The following is a 24,142-nucleotide window of genomic DNA, read 5'->3' as shown; positions in this document are numbered from 1 at the left end:
GAGGGAGCATGTTCCGGCGAACATGCTCCCTCAGGCGCCGCTGTGTGTCGGCGGGGGGCCATGCTCAGGCGCCGGCGAACGGCAGCAGCGCGGCGTTGACCTCGTCGGCGTGGGTGCGGAGCAGGCCGTGCGGAGCACCTTCGATCTCGACGTACTGCGCCTGAGGGACGAGGTCGCGGAAGCGTCGGCCGGTCGCGTCGACGGGGAGGATGCGGTCCCCGGTGCCGTGCAGGATCAGTGTGGGCAGGCCGCTCTCGCGCACCGCCTCGACATCGCCGCGGAAGTCCTCGAGCCAGGTGGGCACGACCGCGTAGGCGGCGGTGGGCGCGCTCGAGACGGCGACGTTCCAGCTGCCGTCGACCGCCTCCTGGCTGATGCGGGAGCCGAGCGTCTCGTCGAGGTTGTAGAAATTCGCGAAGAAGTCCCGGAACCAGGCGTAGCGGTCCTCGCGGGCGGAGGCGCTGATCCCGTCGAAGACCTCCTGCTCGACGCCCTCGGGGTTGTCCTCGCGGCGCAGCAGGAAGGGCTCGAGGGAGGCGAGGAAGGCGAGGCGCGAGATCCGCTCGTGGCCGTGGCGGGAGACGTAGCGGGCGAGCTCGCCGGTGCCCATCGAGAAGCCGACCAGGGTGACGTCCCGCAGGTCGAGGGTCTCGAGGACGGTGTGGAGGTCGTCGGCGAAGGTGTCGTAGTCGTACCCGGTGGTCGCCTTCGAGGACTTCCCGAAGCCGCGCCGGTCGTAGGTGATGACGCGGTGGCCCGCCTCGAGCAGGGCGCGGGTCTGCAGCTCCCAGCTGTGCCCGTCGAGCGGGTATCCGTGGAGGAGCAGGACGGGGCGGCCGGAGCCGTGGTCCTCGTAGTACAGCTCGACGGGGGTGGAGTTCTCGGTGCCGACGGTGATGGTGCCCATGGGGCTTCCTTCCGGACGGGGCGAGGACGGTCGTCCCCGCCGAGGACTCCACCGTAGTGAACCCGCGCCCTCGCGTCGCCCCCCCCCGGGACGGGACCTGACTCGCCCCGGGGTCGCCAGCTCGGGGGACCCCAACCCCGGGACGCCGATTCCCCGGGATCGCCGCCCCCAGACCCCGACCCGCCCCGAAACCCCCGCACACTTGGGGGAATGGAGCGTCTATTCCCCCAAGTTCGTGGGGGTAATGGACGCGGGCTGGGTGTGGGGCCCGACGTCGGAGTTCTTGGTGAAGGCGGGGGCGGCGGGGGTTTGGGGCAGGGGTTCGGGGCACGGTGGCGAGGGCTGCGGACCTCAGGGCGCCTGGAGCTCGGTGACCTCGGTGACCTGGGCGTCGAGGTGGGCGAGGGCCGCGGCGGCGTCGAGCGTGACGGCGCTGCCGTGGGCGCCTGCGCCGAGGGAGATGCGTCGGCCGGGCTCGTCCACGAGGGTGGCGTCGGCGATGACCGGCCAGGCGGTGGTGGAGCCGAAGGGCGTGATGGTGCCGCGCTCGTAGCCGGTGACCTCCTTCGCCACGTCCTTGTCCGGCATCGACAGCCGGTTCACGCCGAGCAGCGCGCGCAGCAGCGGCCAGGAGATCTCCCTATCGCCCGGGACCAGCACGAACAGGTAGTCGCCCTCGCCGCGGCGCACCACCAGGGTCTTGACGATGTCGCGCGGCTCGACGCCGCGGGCGGCCGCCGCCTCGGCGAGGGAGCCGACGCGTCCGTGACGGGTGATCTCGTACTCCAGCCCGGAGGATTCGAGGGCCGCGATCGCACGCTGTTCGCTCATGGTCCCCAGCGTAGGCCCGCCACGCTCCGCCCGTCCGTCCGTGCGCCGCCGGCCGCCGCGCTCCGCCGCCGATCCGCGCTCAGCCACCACCCGCCCCCCGCGCTCCGCCGACCCTCGCGCCGCCCGGCGCTACCCTCGGAGCATGCCCGTCGACGCCTCCGACCTCACCCCTCAGGCCTACCCGTGGCCGGTCGAGCTGCCTCCCCTCGCCCTCCTGCAGGGTGACGGCACGGTGCGTCCGCTCACTCCAGCCGCTGGACCCGCCGACGGACCCGCCGCCCTGGACGAGGCCCTCGCCTCTGCCGGGGCCGCTCCGCGCTCCGACCGCCGCCTGCTGCTGACCGTCGGCTCGCTCGCCGCCCCGCAGGTCCTCGCCGAGCGATACGAGCGGGCGGGTCTGTGCGGGGACGCCGCCGTCGCGACCGGCCTGGTCGCAGCGAGCGTCACCGGTCTCGCCGTCGGCCACAGCGCCCACGCTTCCCGCCGCGGCTATGTGCCCGCCGCCCCGTACGCCGCCCCCGGCGTGCGCACCGAGCTGCGGGCGATCTGGGTGAGCGAGGAGCAGCTGGCCGCGCTCGACGCGACTGAGCCGAACTACGAGCGCCTCACCCTGCCTGCCGCACGGCTCGAGCTCACCCTCGCGGCCGACGAGGCCCCGGCGGAGGTCGAGGTGTATGCGAGCCGGCACGGGGTGATCGGTCGGCTCCGCCCGCTCCCGCTGCACGTCAGCCAGCAGCAGCTGTTCGAGCGGCTCGCGGTGCTCGTGGATCCCGATCCGTTCGAGGGCCCGGCCGACGAGGTCTGTGCACGTCTCGCCGCCGACCCCGGCGACGTCCGCGCGCTGCTCGCCTCCCACGGCCTCGACATCCCCGACGGCCTGCCCCGCCGCTGATCCCGCGCGGGGCGCCCCCGTCGGCCGCTACGCGACCGTGAAGCGGATCGTGTGCCAGCCGCTCGCCCCGTCGGGGGCGGGGGCTGCGCGCTCGTCGGTCTGCAGCTCACCTTCGCCGTCGGTGGCGCGGACCGAGATGGAATGATCGCCCGGGCTCGCGTCCTCCCAGCGCAGCGACCACTGCACCCAGGTGTCCTCCGAGATCGCCGCGCCGAGCTCCGCCTCGCGCCACTCCCCGTCGTCCAGCTGGACCTCCACGCGCGAGATCCCGCGCTGCTGCGCCCAGGCGGTGCCGCCCAGCATGACGGCGCCGTCGGCCTCCGGGGTGAGGTCCCCGAAGGAGCGGGGCACGTCGACGCGGGAGGCGATCTTGATGGGGCCTCGCTCCGACCAGCCGCGGGTGGACCAGTAGGCGACGTCGTCCGCGAAGCGGGTCACTTTCAGCTCGGTGAGCCACTTGGTCGCCGAGACGTAGCCGTACAGACCGGGCACCACCATGCGCACCGGGTAGCCGTGCTCCTCGGGCAGCGGCGCGCCGTTCATCCCCACGGCGATCAGCGCATCGCGGCCGTCGGTGAGGGCCTCCAGCGGGGTCGAGGCGGTGAAGCCGTCGACCGAGCGGGAGAGGACCATGTCCGCGCCGTCCTTCACCCCGGCGCGCTCCAGCAGGGTCGCGACGGGGACGCCGAGCCAGGTGGCGTTGCCGGCGAGGTCGCCGCCGACGGGGTTGGACACGCACGCCAGCGTCACGTGCGCCTCGACCATCGGCTCGGCGAGCAGCTCCTCGAAGGTCAGCGTGACCTCGCGGTCCACCAGTCCGTGGATCCTCAGCTCCCAGGTGGTGGGGTCCACGCGGGGGACCGACAGTGCGGTGTCGATCCGGTAGAAGTCGGCAACGGGGGTGAGGATCGGGGGCATGCCCTCGAGCTGCACCTGGGCGGCCTCGGGGATGGGATCGGCCGCGGTCGCCGGCGTCGGGAGCACGAACTGCGCGATGGTGCGGGCCCGCTCCCGTGCCGAGGTCAGGCCCCGTGCCACGCCGCCGCCGATCAGCGCGATGACGCCCACGCCGCCCGTGAAGACGAGGGCGCGTCGGCGGGACCAGGCCGCCTGGTCCGGCTCCTCCTGGTCGGCGCCGGACCCTCGCAGCGCCCGCAGCAGGAGCCGCAGGACGGGCACCGCGACGAGGGTGCCGACGAGGGTGGGGACCAGGTCCAGCACGCTGTTCTGCGCCCGGGTGAGGACCAGGACGGCGGCGAGCACGCCGAGTCCGGCGAGCAGCATGCCCGCAAGGGCCGGGCGACGCGCGCCGATCCACCCGATCAGCCCCGTCAGCACCCCGTACACCACCGCCATCGAGGCGAACAGCACGGGCTTGTCCCACGTGCCCACCAGGGAGATGACCAGGTCCTTCACCCAGGGCGGGACGATGTCGACGAAGGCCGAGCCGACGGCCACGAAGGGCGCGGACGAGGAGCTGAAGCCGAGAGCGACCAGCTCCGCCACCGCCACCAGCAGCAGCCCGGAGACGAGACCGGCGAGCACGGGCGCGAGCCGGCCGGCTGGGGCGGAGCGGTCGTTCGGGGCGGAGCGGCCGCCCGGTGCGACCGTGCCGCCGGGATCGCTCTGCCCGGTGTTCACAGCTCTCCCACGGCGACCACGTCGGTGGGCTCCGGGGAGCCGCCGGCCGGCTCGACGCTCAGACCGATCTGTGCCGAGGCGGGCATCGGGCCCGAGAGCAGCGCCGTCCCGTCGGCGTCCGTCAGCACTCCCATGTCATGGGCTCCGTCCTCATCGATCATCCACAGCTGGTAGGTGCGGTCCTCCGGGAGGTCCGGCAGACCGCCCGCCTGGACGACCATGGCTTCCTGGTCCCGCGAATACAGCACCTGCAGCGCCCCGCCGGAGGAGGACTCGACGGTGACGTGGGCGGCGTCGTCGGAGGCCATGATGGTGCGCACCATCTGCTGCTCCTGCGCGGCGTCGGCCGATGTGGCCTCCAGGGCCTCGATCCTCGACTCCGCCTGCCGGAGCTCGGCGCGCTCGGAGGCCCAGAGCCCCAGCCCGGCCACGCTCGTGAGCAGCAGGGCCGCCGCGGCGACCCCCGCCCAGAGGGCACGCCGACGCGCGGCGCGGAGACGCTCCAGGGAGACGACCTCGCCCGCCGGGCGCCGGTCCTCGGGTGGCTCGGCGGCCGACGACGTCGGCCCAGGGGCCTCCGCGGGAGTGCTCGGCGACAGCTGCCGGGTCCGGGACACCTGCGCCATGACGGCGGCCTTGAGATCGGCCGAGGGTGCGACCCGAGGGAGCCCCTGGGCGAGCTCGGCGGCGGTCTCCCGGAACGAGGCGGCCTCGGCCGCCGCCTCGGCGTCCTGCGCCAGGTAGGCCTCGACCTCCGCCCGCTCGGCGTCGTCGAGGGCATCCAGGGCCCAGACGCCGCTCATGTCGTGCTGTCGCTCGGCCACGTGGTCACCCCCAGCCTGTCCCGCAGGACGATCATCCCGTCACGGATCCGAGTCTTCGCCGTCCCGACCGGGATGTCGAGGAGGGCGGCCACCTCCCGATGGGTGTAGCCGCCCATGTAGGCCAGGCGGATCGCATCGGCCTGCACCGAGGTCAGCGATCGCAGGGCCGACTCCACCCGCTGCGACTCCACCCTCATGATCCCCTCCTCCTGCACGTCCACGACCTGCTCCTCGATGATCCGCATCCCCTCGTCCGAGTCCCGGCGCCGCGAGGCCTCGGTGGCGCGGACGGTGTCGACGGCCCGGCGGTGCGCGATGGTGCACAGCCAGCTCCGCGCCGAGCCGCGACCCGCATCGAAGCGGGTGGCTTGGCGCCAGATCTCCACGAGCACCTCCTGCAGCACTTCCTCGCTGAGCGCGGGATCGCGCACCACGCGCCGGATCAGACCCAGCAGCAGCGGCGCGACCTCGTCGTACAGGCGCGAGAAGGCGTCCTCGTCGCCGAGGGCGACGCGGTGCAGGAGCTCCGGCCAGGGCGGATCGGCGCGATCGGCGCCGCCGATCACGCCCCAGCCGGGCTCCTCCTGGGGATCAGGGGGCATCGCCGCTCCTCCGTGGACTGTGAGCAGTGTGCCCTGATCAGCCCTGCTCCGCCATCGACGGCGGCATCAGGACGGTGTCGATGAGGTAGACGGTGGCGTTCTGGGTCTGCACGCCGCCGCAGATCACGGCGGAGTCCCCGACCATCAGGGCGTCGCCCTCACCGGTGACCTCGAGCTCCTCGCCCTGGACCGTCATGTGGGTCCCGGCGATCTCGTCGGGGCTCATCTGCTCCGGCACCACGTGGTAGGTGAGCACCGCGGTCAGCGCGTCGGGGTCCGCGGCCAGGGCTTCGAGGTCCGCCGCGGGCACCGCCGCGAAGGCCTCGTCGACCGGTGCGAACACCGTGAACTCGTCCCCGTCGAGGGTGTCGGCGAGGTTCACGTCGGGGTTCATCTCGCCGGAGACCGCAGAGGTCAGCGTGGTGAGCATCGGGTTGTTGGAGGCGGCGACGGAGACCGGGTCCTGGGCCATGCCCTCCACGGAGCCGGCGCCGTCCGGCACCATCTCCGCGTAGTCCGCGCAGCCCGGGCCCACCAAGTTCGCCGCCGGATCCATCGCCGCGCCGCCGCCGTCGAAGGCCTCGCTCTGCTCAGCAGCCGGGGGGTTCTGGCCCTCCTCGACGGAGGGGTCCTCGCCCATGCCGCCCGAGCAGGCGCTCATCAGCGCGACCGTGGCAGCCAGGGCTCCCAGCCGGGGGAGCATCGTGCGTGTCGTCATGACCGTCTCCTTCGTTCTCCGTCGGTGACACCGGGGGGCGTCACGGGAGTGGTTCGGAGCGGTCGGCCGAGCGGATGGGAGGGATCGGGAGCGGATCCGACGCGGACCCGATGGGGAGCAGCGGAGAGGGGCCCGACGGCGACCGGCGTCACCGGCTGCACCCGACGGCGACCGCCCCTGCTCGCCGCCCGGCCCCGCTCGACGCTGTGACCTCCCGTACACCGGTCCGCATCGGTTGGACGTGCTCGGCGGGCGCGCTGTAGAGTTGCACGTCGGTGGCCGTCGGCACTCACCCCCGCAAGGGACTGTGCAGATCCGCCCACGGGCCTATAGCTCAGTCGGTTAGAGCGCTGTCCTGATAAGACAGAGGTCACTGGTTCAAGTCCAGTTAGGCCCACTTCGAGGTACGGAGGACTCATGAAGAGGTTCATCACCGCCGTCGCCGTCCTGATCGGGACCACCGCGGCCGGGCTGCTCGCCTGGCGCAAGATCGAGTCCGATCGGATTCGCAATGATCTGTGGTCCGAGGCCGAGCGGATCTCCGCCGAGCAGGACGCTCACGAGGCCGTTACGGCGCCCGTCGCCTCCCAGAACTGATCCCCCTGCGGGATCACAACTGAATACGGGGACTTAGCTCAGTTGGTAGAGCGGTAGCTTTGCAAGCTTCAGGTCAGGGGTTCGACCCCCCTAGTCTCCACTCGAGAATCCGTGAGACAGTGACTCGTCGCGAGGGCCCCACCGTGAGGTGGGGCCTTCGTGCTGTCCGCGAGCGGGCGCGCGCGGCGCTGCCGACCAGGCGGTCCCCACAGCGGTGACAAGCGGCGTTGGTCCGGGGGATGCACCCACCCCGGGCGCACCACGGCGACCCCGTGCCCCCACGCGGCAATACGTGTCGGTAACCGCCGGGGTGACCGACACGTATTACCGCGTGGTCGGTCGCAGAGCCCGACCGTGGAGCCCCATCGCGGTGCCCGGTCGCGGAGACCGGGTGCTGGGGTCGCGCGCGGGGCCACACGCGGAGGCTGGGGCCTCGAGGTCGGAACGAGTCGGGGTCGGGCTCGATCCGCCGCCGGTCCGCTCCGCCCGCTCCTGGTCTCCGAACCAGTCCTGGGTCTCCGGCGGCGACCGGGCGACCCTCGAGGGCAACGAAGTCGCCGTGACGGTGGAGAGCACGTCCACGTCGGCGGCACCAGCTCCTGCTCGGATGCCGAGGTCGAGCTCGTCGCCGCGGTGATCAGTCCGGCGGCTCGGTCTCCAGGTGCTCCGCCATGGCCAGGAGGAAGTCGGCGGCGGCGCGCCTGGCGGGCTCGGGGACGTCCTGCGCGATCTCGAGCATCCGCCGGTGCATCCGGCTGAGCCGCTCGCGCACCTCGGCGTGCCCGGCGTCGGTGGCCACCACGATGCGGGAACGGCGGTCGCGGGGGTGCGGAGCGCGCGCGAGGTGACCGGAGGCGGTGAGCCGGTCCAGCAGCTTCGAGGTGGAGGCGCCGGAGATGTCCAGCAGCTGCGCGAGGCGGAGCGGCGTGATCGGGTCCTCTCGCAGCTCATGGGCGATCACATGGCGGAGCGCGGCGAGATCCGTGGTGTTCATGTCCATGTCGGAGCTCATCCGTCGCCGCATGTCGTGGTCGGCCGCACGGAACCGGCGCAGGGCGGAGAGGAGTGCGGTGGCGGAGTCCGCCTCCGGGTACCAGTACCCGGCCCCGAGGGCCTCGTCCGCCTCATCAGGGGCATCGCGCATGGCTGGATGCTACAGTCCATTTTGATAGATAAGCTAAGCAAAGCGCTGGGCGTGCCGCTCGGTCCATCGCGTGGCGTGTCGCTGGCATGTCCCTCGTACGTCCCTCAGCGCATCTCAGGAGGCCGCATGTCCCACCCGGCTCCACCGATCTCCGACCCGGAGGACGTGGTGGTGCTCGTCGACCCCGACGGCACCCCGCGCGGCGTTGCCCCCCGTGCGAGCGTCCACACGGAGAGCACTCCCCTGCACCGGGCGTTCTCCTGCCATGTGGTGCGGGAGGACGGCCGCGTGCTGCTCACCCGGCGTGCCTTGACCAAGCGCACCTGGCCCGGGGTGTGGACCAACTCGGTCTGCGGGCACCCTCGCCCCGGGGAGGACGATCTCGCGGCGATCTCCCGCCGGGCGCAGGACGAGCTGGGCCTCGCCGTGCACGACGTGCAGTGCGTGCTGCCGGGCTACCGGTACCGCGCACAGGACGCCTCCGGCGTGGTCGAGAACGAGATCTGCCCCGTGTACCTCGCACGCGCGACCGCGGAACCGATGCCCCATCCCGACGAGGTGATGGACCTGCGCTGGGTCGATCCCGCCGAGCTCACGGCCCTCGTCGGCGCCGCTCCGTGGATCATCAGCCCGTGGGCGGCCGAGCAGCTGGCGCGACTCGGACCCCTCCTCGCGGCGGCCCCGGCGGTGCGAGGATGACCGTCATCGCCCACGGAGCCGTCGACGCGGAGATCGATCGTCTGCTCGCGGAGGGCGCCGGCCGGGCCGGGGCCCTCCAGCTCGCGGACCACGACGCGCTGTGGCAGGCGCTGTGCCGTGCCGTCCGCGGCGGCAAGCGGGCGAGGCCGGCGCTGCTGCTCGACGCCCACGCCGCCCTCGCCGGAACCCGCACCACGGCGGCCGTGCAGGTAGGGGCCGCGCTGGAGATCCTCCACACCGCCTTCGTGGTGCAGGACGACGTGATCGACGGCGATCTGCTGCGCCGCGGTGCGCCGAGCGTGCCCGGGAGCATCGCCGAGGCGGCCCGCCGCGCCGGTGCCGACGCCCTCGGCGCCCGACGCCTGGGCGAGGCCGGCGGCATCCTGACCGGCGACCTGGGCCTGATGACCGCCTTGCGCGCCATCCGCCGCTGCGACGCCCCGCCGCAGGTGGTCGACGCCCTCCTGGATCGCGTCGAGCGCTGCGTGCACGTCACCGTCGCCGGTGAGTTCGCCGATGTGCGCCTGCCGTTGCAGGCGCCGGGCGAGATGCGGGGACCCGACGAGGAGCTGGCTGTCGCGGAGCTCAAGACCGCCGACTACTCGTTCCGCCTCCCGCTCCACGCCGCCGCCCTGCTGGCCGACGCCCCGACGGCGACGATCGACGCGCTCGAGGAGATCGGCGGACTGCTCGGCATCGGGTTCCAGCTGCACGACGACCTGCTGGGCATGTTCGGCGACGAGCGGCGCACCGGCAAGAGCGCCCTCGGAGATCTCCGCGAGGGGAAGCGCACCGCCCTCATCGCCCACGCCGCCACCACCCCCGCCTGGTCGGAGTTGCGCCCCATGCTGGGCCGGACCGACCTCGGACCTGCCCAGGCCCGCCGGGCACGCGACCTCCTCGTCGAGACCGGATCACGGGCCTGGGTCGAGGACCTCGCCCACTGGCACCTCGACCGGGGCCTCGAGCGCGCCGCCGAGCGCGGCCTCCCCGCCCCGCTCCTGGAGGTCCTGAGGGCGGCGACGGACCGGATCCTCCGCACCACCGACCTGCTCCTGCCCGGGGAGCCCTCGCTGCACGCCGTGGACGGACTGCCCGCATGAGCGCCGACCAGCCGACGGACGCCCCGCTCGTCCTCGTCACCGGAGCCAGCGGGTACATCGGCGGCCGGCTCGTCCCCGCCCTGCTGCAGGCCGGGCTGCGGGTGCGCGCCATGGCGCGCAGCGCCGAACGGCTCGAGGGCCGCCCGTGGCGCGGCGAGGTCGAGGTGGTCGAGGCCGACGTCGAGGACCCGGACTCGTTGCGGACCGCGCTCGACGGCGTCGACGTCGCGTACTACCTCATCCACACCATGGGCGGAGGACGCAGCTTCGCCGCGCGGGACCGCGCCGGGGCGCGCGCCTTCGCCCGCGCCGCCGCCCGCGCCGGCACGCGGCGCATCGTCTACCTCGGCGGGATCCACCCCGATCAGGAGCACCTCTCGCCCCACATGGCCTCGCGGCGGGAGGTCGCGGAGATCTTCCTGTCGGGACCGGTGCCGACCGTGGTGCTCCGCGCCGCCGTGATCCTCGGGTCCGGGAGCGCCTCGTTCGAGATCATGCGGCACCTCTCGGAGCGGCTGCCCGTCATGATCACCCCCCGCTGGGTGAGCAATCGGATCCAGCCGATCGCGGTGCGCGACGTGCTCCACTACCTGGTCGCGGCCGCCCGGCTCGACGGCGCCCCCAACCGCAGCTTCGACGTCGCGGGGCCGGACGTCCTCACCTTCGCCGAGCTGCTGCAGGCCTACGCCCGCGCCGCGGACCTGCCCCCGCGGCGCATCCGGGTGGTGCCGGTGCTGACCCCGCGCCTGGCCAGTCACTGGATCGGGCTGGTCACCCCCGTCCCCACGTCCATCGCCCGACCCCTGGTCGAGTCCCTCGTGCACGAGTCGGTCGCCGCCGAGCAGGACATCCGCGCCCTCGTGCCCGACCCCGAGGGCGGACTGACCGGCGTCGACCGGGCCATCGGCCTGGCGCTGATCCGCATCCGCGAGCTCGACATCGCGACCGCCTGGCACGACGCGACCCCCGCGGGCGCCCCGTCCGCGCCGCTGCCGGAGGATCCGGACTGGTCCGGCGGGATCGTGCGCGGGGACGAGCGCCGACGCCGGGTCGACGCCCCGGCCGCCACGGTGTGGTCGGTGATCGAGGGCATCGGCGGTGCGCACGGCTGGTACTCGTGGCGACTGGGGTGGGTGACCCGCGGACTGATCGACCGGGTCGTCGGCGGGCCCGGGCTGCGCCGCGGTCGTCGGCACCCGCACCGGCTCGCCGTGGGGGAGGCGCTGGACTGGTGGCGGGTGGAGCGGCTCGAGCCGGGCCGCCTGCTGCGGCTGCGCGCCGAGATGCGGGTGCCCGGGGAGGCCTGGCTCGAGCTCGGGGTGGAGGAGGACGGCGACGGCGGCTCGATCCTGCACCAGCGTGCCGTGTACCACCCCCGCGGGCTGCTCGGCGATGCGTACTGGTGGGCCGTCTTGCCCTTCCACGGCGTCGTCTTCGGCGGCATGCAGCGCAATATCGCCCGTGCCGCCGAGGCTGCCGCCGCTGACGACGACTCCGACCCCGCCCCGCCCCACGACCGGAAGGACCTCCCATGACCCCCGTCGTCCGCCACCTCGCCGTGACCCTCGCCTTCGCGGTGGCTATGCTCGGCACCGCCGTCGGCGTCGGAGTACTCGGCGGCGACCCGATCGACGAGGCCGCCGGCGGCCTGCTCTCCGCCGACGCCACGCACCTCGCCCCCGCCGCGCCCGCCTTCAGGATCTGGAGCGTGATCTACGCGGGGCTGGCCGCGTACACCCTGTGGCAGTGGCGGGATGCGCGCGATCCCCGCCGGATCGCGGCCCTGGCGATCGCGTCGCTGCTGCTCAACGCCGCCTGGATCCTCGTGGTGCAGGCGGGGTGGGTGTGGGTCAGCGTGCTGGTGATCCTCGCGCTGCTGGCGGTGCTGGCCGTGCTGTTCCGCCGGCTCGTGCTCCGGCCGGCGCAGGGCGTTCTCGAGCGCGTCGTCGTGGACGGTACCTTCGGGCTCTACCTCGGCTGGGTCAGCGTCGCGACCTGCGCGAACATCGCCGCGGCGCTCGCCGGGGCCGGGGTCGACGGATTCGGGGTCCCGGGGTTCCTCGCGATCGCGGTGATCCTCGTGGTGGGCGTGATCGCGCTGGCCCTGATCGGGCTCGGGCGCTCCCGGACCGGGCGGGCGCCTCTCGCCGCGCCGGCGGCGATGGTGTGGGGGCTCGCCTGGATCGCCGTGGGCCGGGCGACCGACGCGCCGCACGCCCCCGCCGTCGCCGCGGTGGCCGCCGCGGTGGCCGCCGTGGTGGCCGCGCTGATCGCGGCCGCGGCCGTGGTGCAGGCCGTGCGTCGCCCGGACCCGTCCCGCGTCGCCCGTGCCGCTGTGGGATCCCGCTCCACGGCCGACGGGGCGACCCGATGACCCCCGACCGGCTCCTCGCGCCTTCCGAGCGCCCCGAGCGTCCCCGCCGCACTGCTTTCCAACCGTCGGCGTCGGCCCGCTACGACCGGGTCGCCCAGCGCAGCGCCGCGCGCGTGATCCAGGGATACTCCACCTCCTTCGGCTGGGCGACACGCCTGCTGGACGAGCCCGCCCGCACCCATGTGCGCAACATCTACGCGCTGGTGCGGGTCGCCGACGAGGCGGTGGACGATCCTGATCCCGGCCTCACCACCGCGGAACGGTCCCGGATGCTCGAGGACCTCGCGGAGGAGACGGCCCGTGCCGTGGCCGAGGGCCGGTCGACGAACCTCGTCGTGCACGCCTTCGCGCTGACGGCGCGGCAGTACGGGATCGGCGCGGCGCTGATCGACCCGTTCTTCGCCTCGATGCGCGCCGATCTCGCCGTCGCCTCCCACGACGAGGACAGTTTCGAGGAGTACGTGCACGGCTCCGCCGAGGTGGTGGGACTGATGTGCCTGCGCGTGTTCCTCGCGGGGGACGAGGCGGCCTGCACCCGCCTGGACGTCCCCGCCCGCGCGCTCGGCTCCGCCTTCCAGACGGTGAACTTCCTGCGGGATCTCGCCGAGGACCACGACCAGCTCGGCCGTGCCTATCTGCCGGGGGTGGATCCCGAGGCGTTCGACGAGGCGGACAAGCATCGCCTGCTCGACACGGTCGACGCCGACCTCGATCTCGCCGCGTCGGCCCTGCCCGAGCTCCCCGGCTCCTCCCGTCGGGCGGTCGCGGCGGCCCTGGGGCTGTTCCGCGCCCTCTCCCGCCGCCTGCGGCGCACCCCCGCCGAGGACATCCTGCGCGCCCGGGTCCGCGTGCCCGATCCCGAGAAGGCGATCGTCCTCGCCCGGGCCGTGCTGCGGGGGCGCGGATGAGCGCGCCCGGCTCCGTGGTCGTGATCGGCGGCGGGATCTCCGGACTCGCCACCGCCGCGCTGCTCGCCCGGGACGGCTGGGACGTGGACCTGGTGGAGGCGCGCGATGCGGTGGGCGGTCGGGCCGGCACCTGGGAGCGCGACGGGTTCCGCTTCGACACCGGGCCGTCGTGGTACCTGATGCCCGAGGTGTTCGACCACTTCTTCCGCCTGCTCGGCAGCTCGGCCGCGGAGCAGCTGGACCTGCGTCCGCTCGACCCCGGGTACCGGGTCCTGTTCGACGGCCACGAGGAGCCGCTGGACGTCACCGCCTCCGCCGCCCGCAACGCCGACCTGTTCGAGCAGATCGAACCGGGGGCGGGCCGCCGGCTCTCCACCTATCTCGACGAGGCCGCCCGCACCTACGACCTCGCCCTGGAGCACTTCCTCTACACGTCCTTCGACTCCCCCCGCTCTTTGCTCGCCCCGGCCGTGCTGCTGCGGGCGCCGCGGCTGCTGGGCCTGCTGCTGCGGAGCCTCGAGAGCCACATCGCCCGCCGCATCGACGACCCGCGGCTGCGACAGGTGCTGGGCTATCCGGCGGTCTTCCTCGGCTCGTCGCCCGACCGCACGCCCAGCATGTACCACCTGATGAGCGCGCTCGACCTGACCGGCGGCGTCCGATACCCGATGGGCGGCTTCAGCCAGGTGATCGAGCGGATCGCCGCGCTCGCCGTCCGCGAGGGCGTGCGCGTGCACACCTCGACGCGGGCGGAGCGGATCCTCACCGAGCCGGCCCGCCCCGGGGCCGGGCGCCGTCGCGCCCGGGCGCGCGGGGTCGAGGTCGTCGGGGCCGACGGAGGCCGGCGCACGATCCGCGCCGACCGCGTGGTGGCCTCCGCCGACCTCCACCACGTGGAGACCACGATGCTCCCGCCCTCGCTGCGCACCTACCCCGAGCGGTGGTGGGAGCGCCGCACCAGCGGCCCGGGCGCGGTGCTGGCGATGCTCGGCGTGCGCGGCGAGCTGCCCCAGCTGGAGCACCACACCCTCCTGTTCACCGCCGACTGGCGGGAGAACTTCGGCGCCCTGCGCGAGGGCCGCGTCCCCAGCCCGGCCTCGAGCTACGTCTGTCGGCCCTCGGCCACGGACCCCTCCGTCGCCCCGTCCGGCCACGAGAACCTGTTCGTGCTGGTCCCCGTCCCCTCCGATCCCGCCCTCGGCAGGGGAGGGATCGACGGCAGCGGCGACGCGGCGGTCGAGCGGATCGCCGACGACGCGATCGCCCGCCTGGCTGCGAACGCCGGCATCCCCGACCTCGCGGACCGCATCGTGGTGCGGCGCACCGTGGGTCCCGGCGACTTCGCGGAGGATCTCGGGGCGTGGCGGGGGAGCATGCTGGGTCCCGCCCACACGCTGCGGCAGAGCGCCTTCCTGCGGGCGGGGAACGTCTCCCGCCACGTGGACGGACTGCTCTACGCCGGCTCCGGCACGATCCCCGGGATCGGCCTGCCGATGTGCCTGATCAGCGCGGAGCTGGTGGTCAAGCGCCTGCGCGGGGACCGCTCCTCCGGGCCGTTGCCGGAGCCGAAGCCGTCGTCGGAGTCAGCGTCGCGGGCCGACGCAGCGGCGCCACCGGAGTCAGCGTCGCCGTCGGCGTCGGGAGCCGGGGGACGCCGATGAGCCTGCTGTACCTCACCGCCCTGCTGGGCTCCGCCGCCGGGATGGCCGCTCTCGACCTGCGGTTCCGTCTGGTGCTGGCTGCGGGCGGCCGACGGGCGCGGTCCGCGCTGATCGCGCTGGGCCTCGGCGTGGCCTTCTTCCTCCTATGGGACCTGGCGGCGATCGCCTCGGGCCACTACCGCACCGGCGGGAGCGCGGCGATGACCGGCATCCACCTCGCCCCCGAGCTGCCGCTCGAGGAGCTGGTGTTCGTGAGCTTCCTCGCCTACCTCACCCTGGTGCTGCGGGCGCTGATCGCCCGGGGCCTCGCCGCGGCGGCCGTACGGCGCGGGGCCGCGGTCCCCGCCGAGCGGGACCAAGCTCCCGGCGACCGGGACGGGGCGGAGGCATGACCTACGCCGCCCTCGCGGGGCTCTTCCTCCTCCCACCGCTGGTGGTGACCGCCGTGGCCGTCGTGCGACGTCGGCCGGATGCGCGCTGGTGGGCGGCGACCGCGCTCACCGTCGTCGGGCTCATGGTCCTCACGGTCGTCTTCGACAGCCTCATGGTGGCCGCGGACCTGTTCCGGTACGACGAGTCGCAGCTCAGCGGGCTGCGCCTGGGCCTCGCACCCGTCGAGGACCTGGCCTGGCCCCTCGCCGCGGGGCTGCTGCTGCCGTCGCTCCACCTGCTGCTCACCCCCCAGGAGCGCGCATGACCACCGCCCTCGCCTCCGGCCCGCTCACCGCCCTCCGGCAGCTCGTGGGGTCCTCCCGACCCCTCAGCTGGATCAACACCGCCTACCCCTTCGCGGCCGCGTACCTCCTGGGCGGCGGGGGAGCGGGCCCCGTGCTCGTCGTCGGGACGATCTTCTTCCTGATCCCCTACAACCTCCTCATGTACGGCGTGAACGACGTGTTCGACCACGAGTCGGACCTGCGCAACCCGCGCAAGGGCGGGGTCGAGGGGGTCGTGCTGGACACGCGCTGGCACGCCCTCACCCTCTGGGCCGCGGGACTGCTCTGCCTGCCGTTCGTCATCGCCCTGGCCATGTGGGGGACGGCGGCCTCGACGGCGCTGCTCGTGGGGGTGCTCGCCGCCGTCGTCGGCTACTCCGCCCCGCGGATCCGCCTGAAGGAGCGGGCTGTGCTGGACTCGGCGACCTCGTCGGCCCATTTCGTGGGCCCTGCGGCCGTGGGGCTCGCCCTGGCCGGCGCGGAGCCCTCGGGACCGGCCGTGCTCGCCCTGATCGCCTTCTTCCTCTGGGGGATGGCCTCGCACGCGGTCGGGGCGGTCCAGGACATCGTGCCGGACCGGGCGGCGGGCATCGGGTCCGTCGCGACCGCGCTCGGCGCCCGGGCCACGATCCGCACCGCCGCGGGCCTCTACGCCGCCTCCGGACTGCTGCTGCTCGGCCTCCCCTGGCCGGGGACCCTCGCCGCGCTCCTGGTCATCCCCTATCTCGCGAACATCGCGCCGCACCTCGCGCTGACCGACGCGAGCAGCGGCCGCGCCCACGCCGCGTGGCGACGGTTCCTGGTGCTGAACCTGGTGGCCGGGGCGCTGCTCACGCAGCTCGTGATCGTGGAGCTCCTGGGGCGGTGATGCCGACGGGTCCGCGGACTCCGTCCGTCATCGCCTCGTGGCGCGGCACACTGGGGGCATGGCCTCGAACCTCAGCCCCTCTCCGGGCGCGTCCGCCCCGACCCCGTCGGACCCGCGTCCCGCCGCGACCCCCGGCAACCAATGGGACGCGGCGGTCACGCGCGACGCCGCCCACGCGCAGCGGTATGCGGAGCGGTGGCGCCGCCTCGCCGCCGAGGGGAAGGACATCCTCGGGGAGGCGCGGCTGATCGACGCGATGGCCGCGCGCGGCTCGCTGATCCTCGACGCCGGCTGTGGCACGGGCCGGCTCGCGGCGCATCTGCTGCCCGCGGGGCATCGCGTGGTGGGCGTCGACCTCGACCCGGAACTGATCGCGATCGCCCGCGCCGACCACCCCGCCGCCCGCTTCGAGACCCAGAACCTCGCCCGCCTGGATCTGCTCGACGACCAGGGAGAACGGGTGCGCGCCGATCTCGCGGTGAGCGCGGGGAACGTCGTCGCCTTCTTCGCCGAGGCGGAGCGCCGTCCCGCCCTCGAGCGGCTGCGGGAGCACCTGGTGCCGGGCGGCCGCCTCGTGGTCGGCTTCGGCTCCGGCCGCGGCTATGCCGTCGAGGACTTCCTTGCCGACGCCGACGCGAGCGGCTTCGACCTCCACCACCGCTTCTCCACCTGGGACCTGCGCCCGCCGGCCGAGGACTTCCTGGTCGCGGTGCTCGGGCGGCGCTGAGCGGGGATCGGGGAGGCGGCTATGACGGGCCGCGCTGGCGATATGTCGGCGCGGGCGAGAGGATGCAGGCCCCGCCGTCGGCCGCCCGAACGGCAGGATGCTCCCACGCCCGCCGACCATCTCCCGATCCGCCCCGTCGAAGGACCCGCCATGCCCCCAACCCCGCCCGGCGCCGGAGTCCGCATCGCCCTCGTGGCCGATGGCGGCTATCTCTCCTGGGCCGGGGACCCCGCGCAGATCGCGGACCTGCTCGGATGGACTCGGCGGTGACCGGCGGCGAAGGGGGCGCCGACGGGGTGGGCGCGTCGGCGGCGGGCTCCGACGCCGACGGGCTGCTCCAGCTCCGCCTCCAGGGCTCGCGGATCCGCGATATCCCCTCGCTCTACGCCGAGCTGGACCGGGTGCTGATGGTCGGCGTCGACTGGCGGCTCGGGGCGAGCCTCGATGCGCTCGATGACCTGCTGCACGGCGGCTTCGGCACCCTGCACGGGCACGATCGGGCGCGCATCGTCTGGGCCGATCACGCGGTCGCGCGCGAGGCGCTCGGCGTCGAGGCGACGCGCGAGCAGCTGCTCGGCAAGCTCGCGCGGCCGGACGTCTACAACGCGGAGACGGCGCGTCGGCGCCTCGCGGCGCTCGAGGCGGGCGAGGGACCGACGTACTTCGAGACGGTGCTCGAGGTCTTCGCGGATCACCCGCGGATCGAGCTGGTGCTGGCGTAGCGCCGGTCGGCCGGGGCCGGCGGGCTCAGGCGTGCGGGCTCATGCCGACGGGCTGAGGCCTGTGGGCTCAGTTCTGCGGGGGCAGGGCCGCGATGAGGGGGTGGTCCTTGTCGATGACGCCCATCTTGGCCGCGCCGCCGGGGGCGCCGAGGTCGTCGAAGAAGTGGACGTTCGCGTCGTAGTACTCGGCCCACTGGTCGGGGACGTCGTCCTCGTAGTAGATCGCCTCGACCGGGCACACCGGCTCGCAGGCGCCGCAGTCCACGCACTCGTCGGGCTGGATGTACAGCGACCGGGTGCCCTCGTAGATGCAGTCCACCGGGCACTCGTCCACGCAGGCGCGATCCTTCACGTCCACGCAGGGCAGGGCGATCACATAGGTCACGGGGGTCTCCTTCTCGACAGTCCACCCGCGAGCGTAGGAGTTCAAGCGCCCTTGAGGTCAAGCCGGAGGCCGCGTGTGAACGGGCGTGTCGGGGGTGCGACGGGCGAGGGGGCGCGGCGGGACGGCGGTAGGCGGCGCCCGCACCCTCTGCGCGGAGTCGCCAGGCGGCTAGGATCTCCAGCATCCTTGAGGTTCCGGGGCGGACCGCCGTCCCCGGCCGGGGAGGGAGGGCACGGATGAACACCCCGCACGAGCCGGACGAGCTGCTGACCATCGGCGAGATGGGCCGACGCACCGGCGTCGCCGCGAGCGCCCTGCGTTACTACGAGGACCTGGGCCTGATCGCTTCGGTGCGCAGCGCCGGCAACCAGCGCCGCTACCCCCGTCACATGCTGCGGCGCGTCTCCCTCATCACCGTCGCGAAGCGGCTCGGCATGCCGCTGGCCGATGTGGACGAGGCCTTCGGCGACGTGCCCATGGATTCCACCCCCTCGCATGCCGACTGGCAGCGCGCCTCCCGCCGGTGGAAGGCGCGGCTCGAGGATCGCCGACGCGCCATCGAGCGGCTCGAGCACGAGCTGACCGGCTGCATCGGCTGCGGCTGCCTCTCCCTCAAGGCCTGCGCGCTGCTCAACCCCGACGACGCCCTCGCGGCCACCGGTGCCGGGCCTCGTCGGCTCCACGTGGAGGACGAGGACGAGGACGAGGACTCGGCGGAAAGCTGAGCGGCGGGCCCGGCCGACGGTTCGGCCGAGGGTCCCGCCGACGGATCGGCCCACGGTCCGGGGGGCGGATCGACTGACGGCTCCGGGGACCGATCCGCCGACGGTGAACGGCGCTTGACCTGAAGCGTGCTTGAACTTCTAGGGTCGAGCCATCGACGTCACGAAAGGACGGACCATGGCTGACTACACGCTTCCCGATCTCGACTACGACTACGGCGCTCTGGATCCCTCGATCTCGGGCCGGATCATGGAGCTGCACCACTCCAAGCACCACGCGACCTATGTCAAGGGTGCGAACACGGCGCTGGAGAAGCTGGCGGCGGCGCGTGAGGCGAACGATTTCGGCACGGTGAACCAGCTGTCGAAGGATCTCGCGTTCAACCTCGGTGGTCACACGAACCACTCGATCTTCTGGAAGAACCTCTCCCCGGAGGGCGGCGACAAGCCGACCGGTGAGCTGGCGGCGGCGATCGATGAGTTCTTCGGGTCCTTCGATGCGTTCCGCGCCCACTTCACCGCGGCGGCGCTGGGGATCCAGGGCTCGGGCTGGGCGGTGCTCGCGTATGAGCCGGCTGGCGGGAACCTGGTGATCGAGCAGTTCTACGATCAGCAGAACGGGGTGCCGGTGGCGACGATCCCGCTGTTCCAGCTGGATATGTGGGAGCACGCGTTCTATCTGGATTACCAGAACGTGAAGGCTGATTACGTGAAGGCGGTCTGGAACATCGTGAACTGGGCGGATGTCCAGGCGCGGTTCGAGAACGCGCGGGCGAACGCGAGCACGATCGTGGTGCCCGGCGCCTGATCGGCTCTGCCGTCGGACGGTCGGTCCCTCTCCGGAGGGGCCGGCCGTTTCGTGTGTTCCGGGGGTCTCCGCCGCCGGTGACGCCCGGTCCGGAGCCGGCCACTTCTGTGACCGGGGTTCTGCGGCCCGGTCCCTGCTGCTCCTGCTGAAAGACTGCGTGTGGCGTGACCTCAGGGCCTGTGGGGCGGTGAGATCACGCCAGGCGCGGAATTCCAGCAGCCCCGAGCCGAGCGGCGCGGGGAGGGGTCAGCGAGGTCGTCCGCTCACCAGCGATGGGCGACGTCGATGACGATCCGGGACCCGTCATCGGGACCCGGCAGGACGAAGACCCGCATCGGCAGGCGGGCGCGGACGCCCAGGCCGATCGTGGTCTCGCCCTCGAAGCTTCCGGCCAGGGCGACCTGCCGCAAGGTGGTGTATCCCGAGACGCCCACGGCGGTGTTGGGACGGGCGGGAGAGTAGGTCGCACGGCCGCGGTCGTCATAGGCCGGGGCCAGGATCACGACCTCGAGGTCCGCGGCTCCCGCGAGGGGGACGACGGACCCGGAGCCGGGACGGTGCACCGCGCTGACGTACCGGACCGAGTAGCCCGAGACCGCGCCGTCGAGATCGACGACGAGACGGTCATAGCAGGCGTGTCGGCCGGTGCGCAGGTCGGTGAGCGGGGCCGTGGACATGCCGGCCCGAGTCTTCTGCAGGGACCCCCAGGTGATGCCGCAGAACGGTGCGGCATCCGCTGCGAGCGGAGCGGTCATGCCCAGACCGACGAAGAGCGCGAGACTCGCGAGGACCGTGAGGAACCTCTTCATGGCTGCCTCCTTCGTGGCCCGGTCGCGGCCCGGACGGCAGCGGCCGTGGACGCATCATCCTCCGCCCGGAATGCCGGATCCAGTGACCAGTCGGTCATGACCACCGAATCGTGACCTGCGGGAACGGCGCCGACGGGCGAGGGTCCTCGGTCCCGCGGGCGGGCGTCGGCCCCTGGCACGATGGGGCCCATGACCGTGCTCGTCGCCTACGCGACCCACTCCGGAGCCACCCGCACCCTCGCCGAGACGATCGCCGAGGCACTCGTCGGCGTCGGCCTGCACGCCGTCGCCGCCGACATCGCCGACGACCCGGACCCGGGGGCGCACAGCGCCGTCGTCGCGGGCTCCGCCGTGCGGGCCGAGAGCCTCGAGAAGAGCTTCGTCCGCTGGACGCAGCGCCACGCCGACGCCCTCGCCGCCGCGCCGTTCGCCCTGTTCACCTGCTCCGGCTCCGCCTCGGACCCGGCGAAGAAGGGTCGGCAGAAGGCCCTGGACCGCTTCCTCGCGCAGACCCCGCTCACGCCCGTCGCCACGCGGAACCTGCCCGGGTGGGTGCTCTTCGACCGCATCCCGGCGCACGAGCAGCTGCTGCTGCGGTCGATGCGCACGCCCACCGGCGACTTCCGCGACCTCGACGCCACTGCCGCCTGGGCCGTCGAGATCGCCCCGCTGCTGCGCGGCTGATCGCGGGACGGCCGACGGGGTTGGCGCCCCGACGGGTCCCGATGTCGGCCGGAAGCGCCCTCGACGACTCCCGCCGTCGGCCGGAACCCCCGCCATTGGCCGGACTCACCGTCGGCGGACGGACTCCAGGAACAGCTCGTGGAAGCGAGTCTCCCCGGCCGACTCCGGATGGAAGGCGAGGCCGAGCACCGCGCCCTGCCGCGCCCCGACGATCCGGCCGTCGGGCAGGGTCGCCACGGCACGCGAGGCCGGTCCGAGCTCCTCGATCAGCGGCGCACGGATGAACACCGCCCGCACCGGCGGACCCTCGAGGTCCGGCACCACCAGGTCCGTCTCGAAGGACTCCGTCTGCCGGCCGAAGGCATTGCGCCGCACGGTCGCGTCGAGTCCGCCGAAGGTCTCCTGACCGGGGCCGCCGTCGCGCAGGCGCTCCGCCAGCTGGATGAGGCCCGCGCAGGTGCCGAGCACCGGCAGCCCGCCCGCGATCGCTGCCCGCAGCGGTTCGTGCAGGCCGGAGAGCCGGGCGAGCCGATCGATCACCGTTGACTCGCCGCCGGGGATGACGAGGCCGTCGACGGCCGCGAGCTCGGCCGGGCGGCGCACCGTCTCGACCTGCGCCCCGAGGGCGGTGAGGACCCGTCGGTGCTCGCGCACGTCGCCCTGCAGGGCGAGGACGCCGATCCGTAGGCCGGTGCCGGGGGCACCGTCCGACAAGGTGCCGGCCGACGGCACGGTGGCACTGGACCCGGAGGCCGTGGAGAGGGGCGCGCCGCTCACCAGCCGCGCTCGGCCAGGCGATGCGGGGCGGGGAGGTCGGCGACGTTGATGCCCACCATCGCCTCGCCGAGCCCGCGCGAGACGTCGGCGATGACCGCGGCGTCGTCGAAGAAGGTCGTCGCCTTCACGACCGCGGCCGCGCGCTTCGCGGGCTCGCCGGACTTGAAGATCCCCGAGCCGACGAACACCCCGTCGGCCCCCAGCTGCATCATCATCGCGGCGTCGGCCGGGGTCGCGACCCCGCCCGCCGTGAACATCGGAACCGGCAGCGCGCCGGCCTCCGCGACCTCCTTGACCAGGGAGTACGGTGCCTGGAGGTCCTTCGCGGCGAGGTAGAGCTCGTCCTCGGAGCGCGCGGCGAGGGCCCGGATCTCGGCGGTGATGGTGCGGATGTGCTTCGTCGCCTCGGAGACGTCGCCGGTGCCGGCCTCACCCTTGGAGCGGATCATCGCCGCGCCCTCGGTGATGCGGCGCAGCGCCTCGCCGAGGTTCGTCGCCCCGCATACGAAGGGCACGGTGAAGCGGTGCTTGTCGATGTGGTGGACGTAGTCGGCGGGGGAGAGCACCTCGGACTCGTCGATGAAGTCGACGCCCAGCTCCTGCAGCACCTGCGCCTCGACGAAGTGGCCGATCCGGGCCTTCGCCATGACGGGGATCGAGACGGCCGCGATGATGCCGTCGATCATGTCGGGATCGCTCATGCGGGAGACGCCGCCCTGGGCGCGGATGTCGGCGGGGACCCGCTCGAGGGCCATGACGGCGACGGCGCCGGCGTCCTCGGCGATCTTCGCCTGCTCGGGGGTGACGACGTCCATGATGACGCCGCCCTTCAGCATCTCGGCGAGACCGCGCTTGACGGTGCCGGTGCCGGCCGCGGCAGCGGGGGAGGAGGTGGGGGCAGGGGTGACGTCACTGGTCACAGCTGTGTTCCTTCGTCGCTCGCGCGGCGCGGGCCGACGCTCCGTGCGCGTCGCCCCTCCCTGCACCACTTTGATCTAGGCCAAAAGGTAGCACGGGGTGGCGGGAGTGGTCACGAGAGGGCCGCGAGGGTGCGAGGTCCGTGCTCCCTGCCAAATCCCGCGCCGTGACGCCGCCTAGTTGTACTGCCCGGAGACGTTGATCGAGCCGCCACGGCCCTGGCGGTCGTGTAGCGACACCACAGTGGTCGTCAGACAAGTGACTGTTTCTGGGCCGGGGCTTCCCTAGGGTGGGTGCATGCCCGTTTGGCAGCCAGCTATCCCGCAAGGGTTGCGCCCCCATCTCCTTTCCTGGGTGGGGTACGACTTCACCAGTACCGACACCGTCCACCACGGGGTTCCCTCGATGGGCGTCACGGTGGTGCTGTCGCTCGGAGAGCCCATCGACTGTGGCTGGCTTCATGGCGACGCGCGGCATCTCTGTGACGTACTAGTCTCCGGCCTGCACACCACTCCGGCTCTGATCCAGTCGAGGGGACGCCAGCAGGGCCTCGAATTGTCGCTCCACCCGCTCTCGACCCGTCGGCTTCTCGGGCTGCCGGCCGGGGAACTGGCCGGCTCGATGGTTGATGTAAATGATCTCTCGTGGCCCAGGCACCTGCTCGACCAGCTGCGGCAGTCAACGTGGCCACGACGGTTCCACCTCTTGGCGGCATTCCTCACCAAGAGGCTCGAGCAGCATCCTCATGCACCGCGCGCAGACCTGGTCGAGGCACTCGCGCGGATCCATCGGACCCGAGGCACGATCCCCATCTCCGGCCTGGCTCAGGACGTTGGCCTGTCCAGACGGCGGCTCTCAAGCCTGTTCGACCTCGAGACCGGTCTCTCGCCCAAGCAGGTGGCGCGCATCGCTCGCTTCACCCATGCCAAAGACTTGGTCCAGCGTGGCGCCCAGCCCTCGGACGTCGCGGCGATGGCCGGCTACAGCGACCAACCGCACCTGTCCCGGGAATGGAAGTCGATGACTGGATGGACGCTGCGCCAGTCGAAGGACGATTTCCCATTGCTTCAAGACACCGACATGCTTCCGGCGTGAGGCTAGAGCC

The 24,142-nt window shown here is 73.3% G+C and carries 28 protein-coding genes and 2 tRNA genes; 19 read left to right on the top strand and 11 right to left on the bottom strand.

Features of this window, described 5'->3' with window-relative positions; genetic code table 11:
• Positions 1 to 64: 64 nt before the first annotated feature.
• Together V1260_RS06150 and V1260_RS06145 are read right to left on the bottom strand one after the other, a co-directional pair.
• On the bottom strand, positions 65 to 907 hold the full coding sequence (locus V1260_RS06150) for an alpha/beta fold hydrolase (protein WP_329745926.1): 843 nt from the start codon (positions 905 to 907) through the stop codon (positions 65 to 67).
• Positions 908 to 1,258: 351 nt separating this feature from the next.
• Positions 1,259 to 1,738 carry an aminoacyl-tRNA deacylase gene (locus tag V1260_RS06145; protein ID WP_329745925.1) on the bottom strand — a complete coding sequence of 160 codons (480 nt, stop codon included), beginning with the start codon at positions 1,736 to 1,738 and terminating at the stop codon, positions 1,259 to 1,261.
• 142 nt (positions 1,739 to 1,880) lie between these two features.
• Between V1260_RS06145 and V1260_RS06140 the strand changes: the two genes are divergently transcribed.
• Complete coding sequence (locus V1260_RS06140; RefSeq protein WP_329745924.1) at positions 1,881 to 2,630, top strand: hypothetical protein; 750 nt, start codon at positions 1,881 to 1,883, stop codon at positions 2,628 to 2,630.
• 27 nt (positions 2,631 to 2,657) lie between these two features.
• Here V1260_RS06140 and V1260_RS06135 read toward each other — a convergent pair whose 3' ends face one another.
• From V1260_RS06135 to V1260_RS06120, 4 genes are read right to left on the bottom strand one after another with little or no spacing between them, the layout of a single operon-like run.
• Entirely contained in the window at positions 2,658 to 4,271 is a 1,614-nt protein-coding gene (locus V1260_RS06135) for a molybdopterin-dependent oxidoreductase (protein WP_329745923.1), read from the bottom strand.
• Positions 4,268 to 5,095 (bottom strand): anti-sigma factor, encoded by an 828-nt coding sequence (locus tag V1260_RS06130; RefSeq protein WP_329745922.1) that lies wholly within the window; start codon positions 5,093 to 5,095, stop codon positions 4,268 to 4,270. Before V1260_RS06130 ends, V1260_RS06135 begins: the two co-directional genes overlap by 4 nt.
• Positions 5,071 to 5,697, bottom strand: a complete 627-nt coding sequence (gene sigK / locus V1260_RS06125) for an ECF RNA polymerase sigma factor SigK (RefSeq protein ID WP_329745921.1) — start codon at positions 5,695 to 5,697, stop codon at positions 5,071 to 5,073. Before sigK ends, V1260_RS06130 begins: the two co-directional genes overlap by 25 nt.
• A gap of 37 nt (positions 5,698 to 5,734) precedes the next feature.
• Positions 5,735 to 6,415 (bottom strand): fasciclin domain-containing protein, encoded by a 681-nt coding sequence (locus tag V1260_RS06120; protein WP_329745920.1) that lies wholly within the window; start codon positions 6,413 to 6,415, stop codon positions 5,735 to 5,737.
• A 323-nt stretch (positions 6,416 to 6,738) separates the two neighbouring features.
• On the opposite strand from V1260_RS06120, the gene V1260_RS06115 reads away from it, so the two are divergent.
• The 3 genes from V1260_RS06115 to V1260_RS06105 all read left to right on the top strand — a co-directional run bounded on the left by V1260_RS06115 (position 6,739) and on the right by V1260_RS06105 (position 7,112).
• A tRNA-Ile gene (locus V1260_RS06115) sits at positions 6,739 to 6,812 on the top strand.
• Between the two features lie 20 nt (positions 6,813 to 6,832).
• Positions 6,833 to 7,012 (top strand): DLW-39 family protein, encoded by a 180-nt coding sequence (locus tag V1260_RS06110; RefSeq protein WP_329745919.1) that lies wholly within the window; start codon positions 6,833 to 6,835, stop codon positions 7,010 to 7,012.
• Positions 7,013 to 7,039: 27 nt separating this feature from the next.
• A tRNA-Ala gene (locus tag V1260_RS06105) sits at positions 7,040 to 7,112 on the top strand.
• A gap of 537 nt (positions 7,113 to 7,649) precedes the next feature.
• Here V1260_RS06105 and V1260_RS06100 read toward each other — a convergent pair.
• The gene (locus tag V1260_RS06100) at positions 7,650 to 8,156 is read right to left on the bottom strand and encodes a MarR family winged helix-turn-helix transcriptional regulator (RefSeq protein WP_329745918.1); all 507 of its coding nucleotides are present in this window, start codon (positions 8,154 to 8,156) and stop codon (positions 7,650 to 7,652) included.
• Positions 8,157 to 8,282: 126 nt separating this feature from the next.
• On the opposite strand from V1260_RS06100, the gene idi reads away from it, so the two are divergent.
• The 11 genes from idi to V1260_RS06045 all read left to right on the top strand — a co-directional run bounded on the left by idi (position 8,283) and on the right by V1260_RS06045 (position 17,934).
• Positions 8,283 to 8,855, top strand: a complete 573-nt coding sequence (gene idi / locus V1260_RS06095; protein WP_329745917.1) for an isopentenyl-diphosphate Delta-isomerase — start codon at positions 8,283 to 8,285, stop codon at positions 8,853 to 8,855.
• On the top strand, positions 8,852 to 9,958 hold the full coding sequence (locus V1260_RS06090; protein WP_329745916.1) for a polyprenyl synthetase family protein: 1,107 nt from the start codon (positions 8,852 to 8,854) through the stop codon (positions 9,956 to 9,958). The genes idi and V1260_RS06090 overlap by 4 nt, the downstream gene beginning before the upstream one ends.
• Positions 9,955 to 11,493, top strand: a complete 1,539-nt coding sequence (locus V1260_RS06085) for an SDR family oxidoreductase (RefSeq protein WP_329745915.1) — start codon at positions 9,955 to 9,957, stop codon at positions 11,491 to 11,493. The genes V1260_RS06090 and V1260_RS06085 overlap by 4 nt, the downstream gene beginning before the upstream one ends.
• Positions 11,490 to 12,332: a tryptophan-rich sensory protein gene (locus V1260_RS06080; RefSeq protein WP_329745914.1), complete on the top strand. Its 843-nt coding sequence runs from the start codon at positions 11,490 to 11,492 to the stop codon at positions 12,330 to 12,332. Before V1260_RS06085 ends, V1260_RS06080 begins: the two co-directional genes overlap by 4 nt.
• Complete coding sequence (locus V1260_RS06075) at positions 12,329 to 13,240, top strand: phytoene/squalene synthase family protein (RefSeq protein ID WP_329745913.1); 912 nt, start codon at positions 12,329 to 12,331, stop codon at positions 13,238 to 13,240. The genes V1260_RS06080 and V1260_RS06075 overlap by 4 nt, the downstream gene beginning before the upstream one ends.
• Positions 13,237 to 14,901 (top strand): phytoene desaturase family protein, encoded by a 1,665-nt coding sequence (gene crtI / locus V1260_RS06070; RefSeq protein ID WP_329745912.1) that lies wholly within the window; start codon positions 13,237 to 13,239, stop codon positions 14,899 to 14,901. The genes V1260_RS06075 and crtI overlap by 4 nt, the downstream gene beginning before the upstream one ends.
• Positions 14,898 to 15,293 (top strand): lycopene cyclase domain-containing protein, encoded by a 396-nt coding sequence (locus V1260_RS06065; protein ID WP_329745911.1) that lies wholly within the window; start codon positions 14,898 to 14,900, stop codon positions 15,291 to 15,293. Before crtI ends, V1260_RS06065 begins: the two co-directional genes overlap by 4 nt.
• Positions 15,290 to 15,598 (top strand): lycopene cyclase domain-containing protein, encoded by a 309-nt coding sequence (locus V1260_RS06060; protein WP_329745910.1) that lies wholly within the window; start codon positions 15,290 to 15,292, stop codon positions 15,596 to 15,598. The genes V1260_RS06065 and V1260_RS06060 overlap by 4 nt, the downstream gene beginning before the upstream one ends.
• Positions 15,595 to 16,485 (top strand): prenyltransferase, encoded by an 891-nt coding sequence (locus V1260_RS06055; RefSeq protein WP_329745909.1) that lies wholly within the window; start codon positions 15,595 to 15,597, stop codon positions 16,483 to 16,485. The genes V1260_RS06060 and V1260_RS06055 overlap by 4 nt, the downstream gene beginning before the upstream one ends.
• A gap of 58 nt (positions 16,486 to 16,543) precedes the next feature.
• Positions 16,544 to 17,212: a class I SAM-dependent DNA methyltransferase gene (locus V1260_RS06050; RefSeq protein ID WP_329745908.1), complete on the top strand. Its 669-nt coding sequence runs from the start codon at positions 16,544 to 16,546 to the stop codon at positions 17,210 to 17,212.
• A gap of 266 nt (positions 17,213 to 17,478) precedes the next feature.
• Positions 17,479 to 17,934 (top strand): barstar family protein, encoded by a 456-nt coding sequence (locus tag V1260_RS06045; RefSeq protein WP_329745907.1) that lies wholly within the window; start codon positions 17,479 to 17,481, stop codon positions 17,932 to 17,934.
• 67 nt (positions 17,935 to 18,001) lie between these two features.
• On the opposite strand, the gene fdxA is transcribed toward V1260_RS06045, so the two are convergent.
• Complete coding sequence (fdxA, locus tag V1260_RS06040; protein WP_329744830.1) at positions 18,002 to 18,319, bottom strand: ferredoxin; 318 nt, start codon at positions 18,317 to 18,319, stop codon at positions 18,002 to 18,004.
• Between the two features lie 236 nt (positions 18,320 to 18,555).
• Here fdxA and soxR point away from each other — a divergent pair, with 236 nt between their 5' ends.
• Together soxR and V1260_RS06030 are read left to right on the top strand one after the other, a co-directional pair.
• Complete coding sequence (soxR, locus tag V1260_RS06035) at positions 18,556 to 19,044, top strand: redox-sensitive transcriptional activator SoxR (RefSeq protein ID WP_329745906.1); 489 nt, start codon at positions 18,556 to 18,558, stop codon at positions 19,042 to 19,044.
• A 175-nt stretch (positions 19,045 to 19,219) separates the two neighbouring features.
• Positions 19,220 to 19,849 (top strand): superoxide dismutase, encoded by a 630-nt coding sequence (locus V1260_RS06030; protein ID WP_329745905.1) that lies wholly within the window; start codon positions 19,220 to 19,222, stop codon positions 19,847 to 19,849.
• A gap of 263 nt (positions 19,850 to 20,112) precedes the next feature.
• On the opposite strand, the gene V1260_RS06025 is transcribed toward V1260_RS06030, so the two are convergent.
• The gene (locus V1260_RS06025; RefSeq protein ID WP_329745904.1) at positions 20,113 to 20,658 is read right to left on the bottom strand and encodes an AMIN-like domain-containing (lipo)protein; all 546 of its coding nucleotides are present in this window, start codon (positions 20,656 to 20,658) and stop codon (positions 20,113 to 20,115) included.
• Positions 20,659 to 20,847: 189 nt separating this feature from the next.
• Here V1260_RS06025 and V1260_RS06020 point away from each other — a divergent pair, with 189 nt between their 5' ends.
• Positions 20,848 to 21,342, top strand: a complete 495-nt coding sequence (locus V1260_RS06020) for a flavodoxin domain-containing protein (protein ID WP_329745903.1) — start codon at positions 20,848 to 20,850, stop codon at positions 21,340 to 21,342.
• Between the two features lie 105 nt (positions 21,343 to 21,447).
• Here V1260_RS06020 and pdxT read toward each other — a convergent pair whose 3' ends face one another.
• Together pdxT and pdxS are read right to left on the bottom strand one after the other, a co-directional pair.
• Positions 21,448 to 22,074, bottom strand: a complete 627-nt coding sequence (gene pdxT, locus V1260_RS06015) for a pyridoxal 5'-phosphate synthase glutaminase subunit PdxT (RefSeq protein WP_329745927.1) — start codon at positions 22,072 to 22,074, stop codon at positions 21,448 to 21,450.
• 41 nt (positions 22,075 to 22,115) lie between these two features.
• Positions 22,116 to 23,039: a pyridoxal 5'-phosphate synthase lyase subunit PdxS gene (pdxS, locus tag V1260_RS06010; RefSeq protein ID WP_329745902.1), complete on the bottom strand. Its 924-nt coding sequence runs from the start codon at positions 23,037 to 23,039 to the stop codon at positions 22,116 to 22,118.
• 295 nt (positions 23,040 to 23,334) lie between these two features.
• On the opposite strand from pdxS, the gene V1260_RS06005 reads away from it, so the two are divergent.
• Entirely contained in the window at positions 23,335 to 24,132 is a 798-nt protein-coding gene (locus tag V1260_RS06005) for a helix-turn-helix domain-containing protein (RefSeq protein WP_158494305.1), read from the top strand.
• The last annotated feature ends 10 nt before the right edge of the window (positions 24,133 to 24,142 follow it).

Origin of the sequence: Brachybacterium sp. J144, from assembly GCF_036321705.1 — a bacterium.
Lineage (GTDB): Bacteria > Actinomycetota > Actinomycetes > Actinomycetales > Dermabacteraceae > Brachybacterium.
This window is presented reverse-complemented; position numbering and strand designations above follow the sequence as displayed.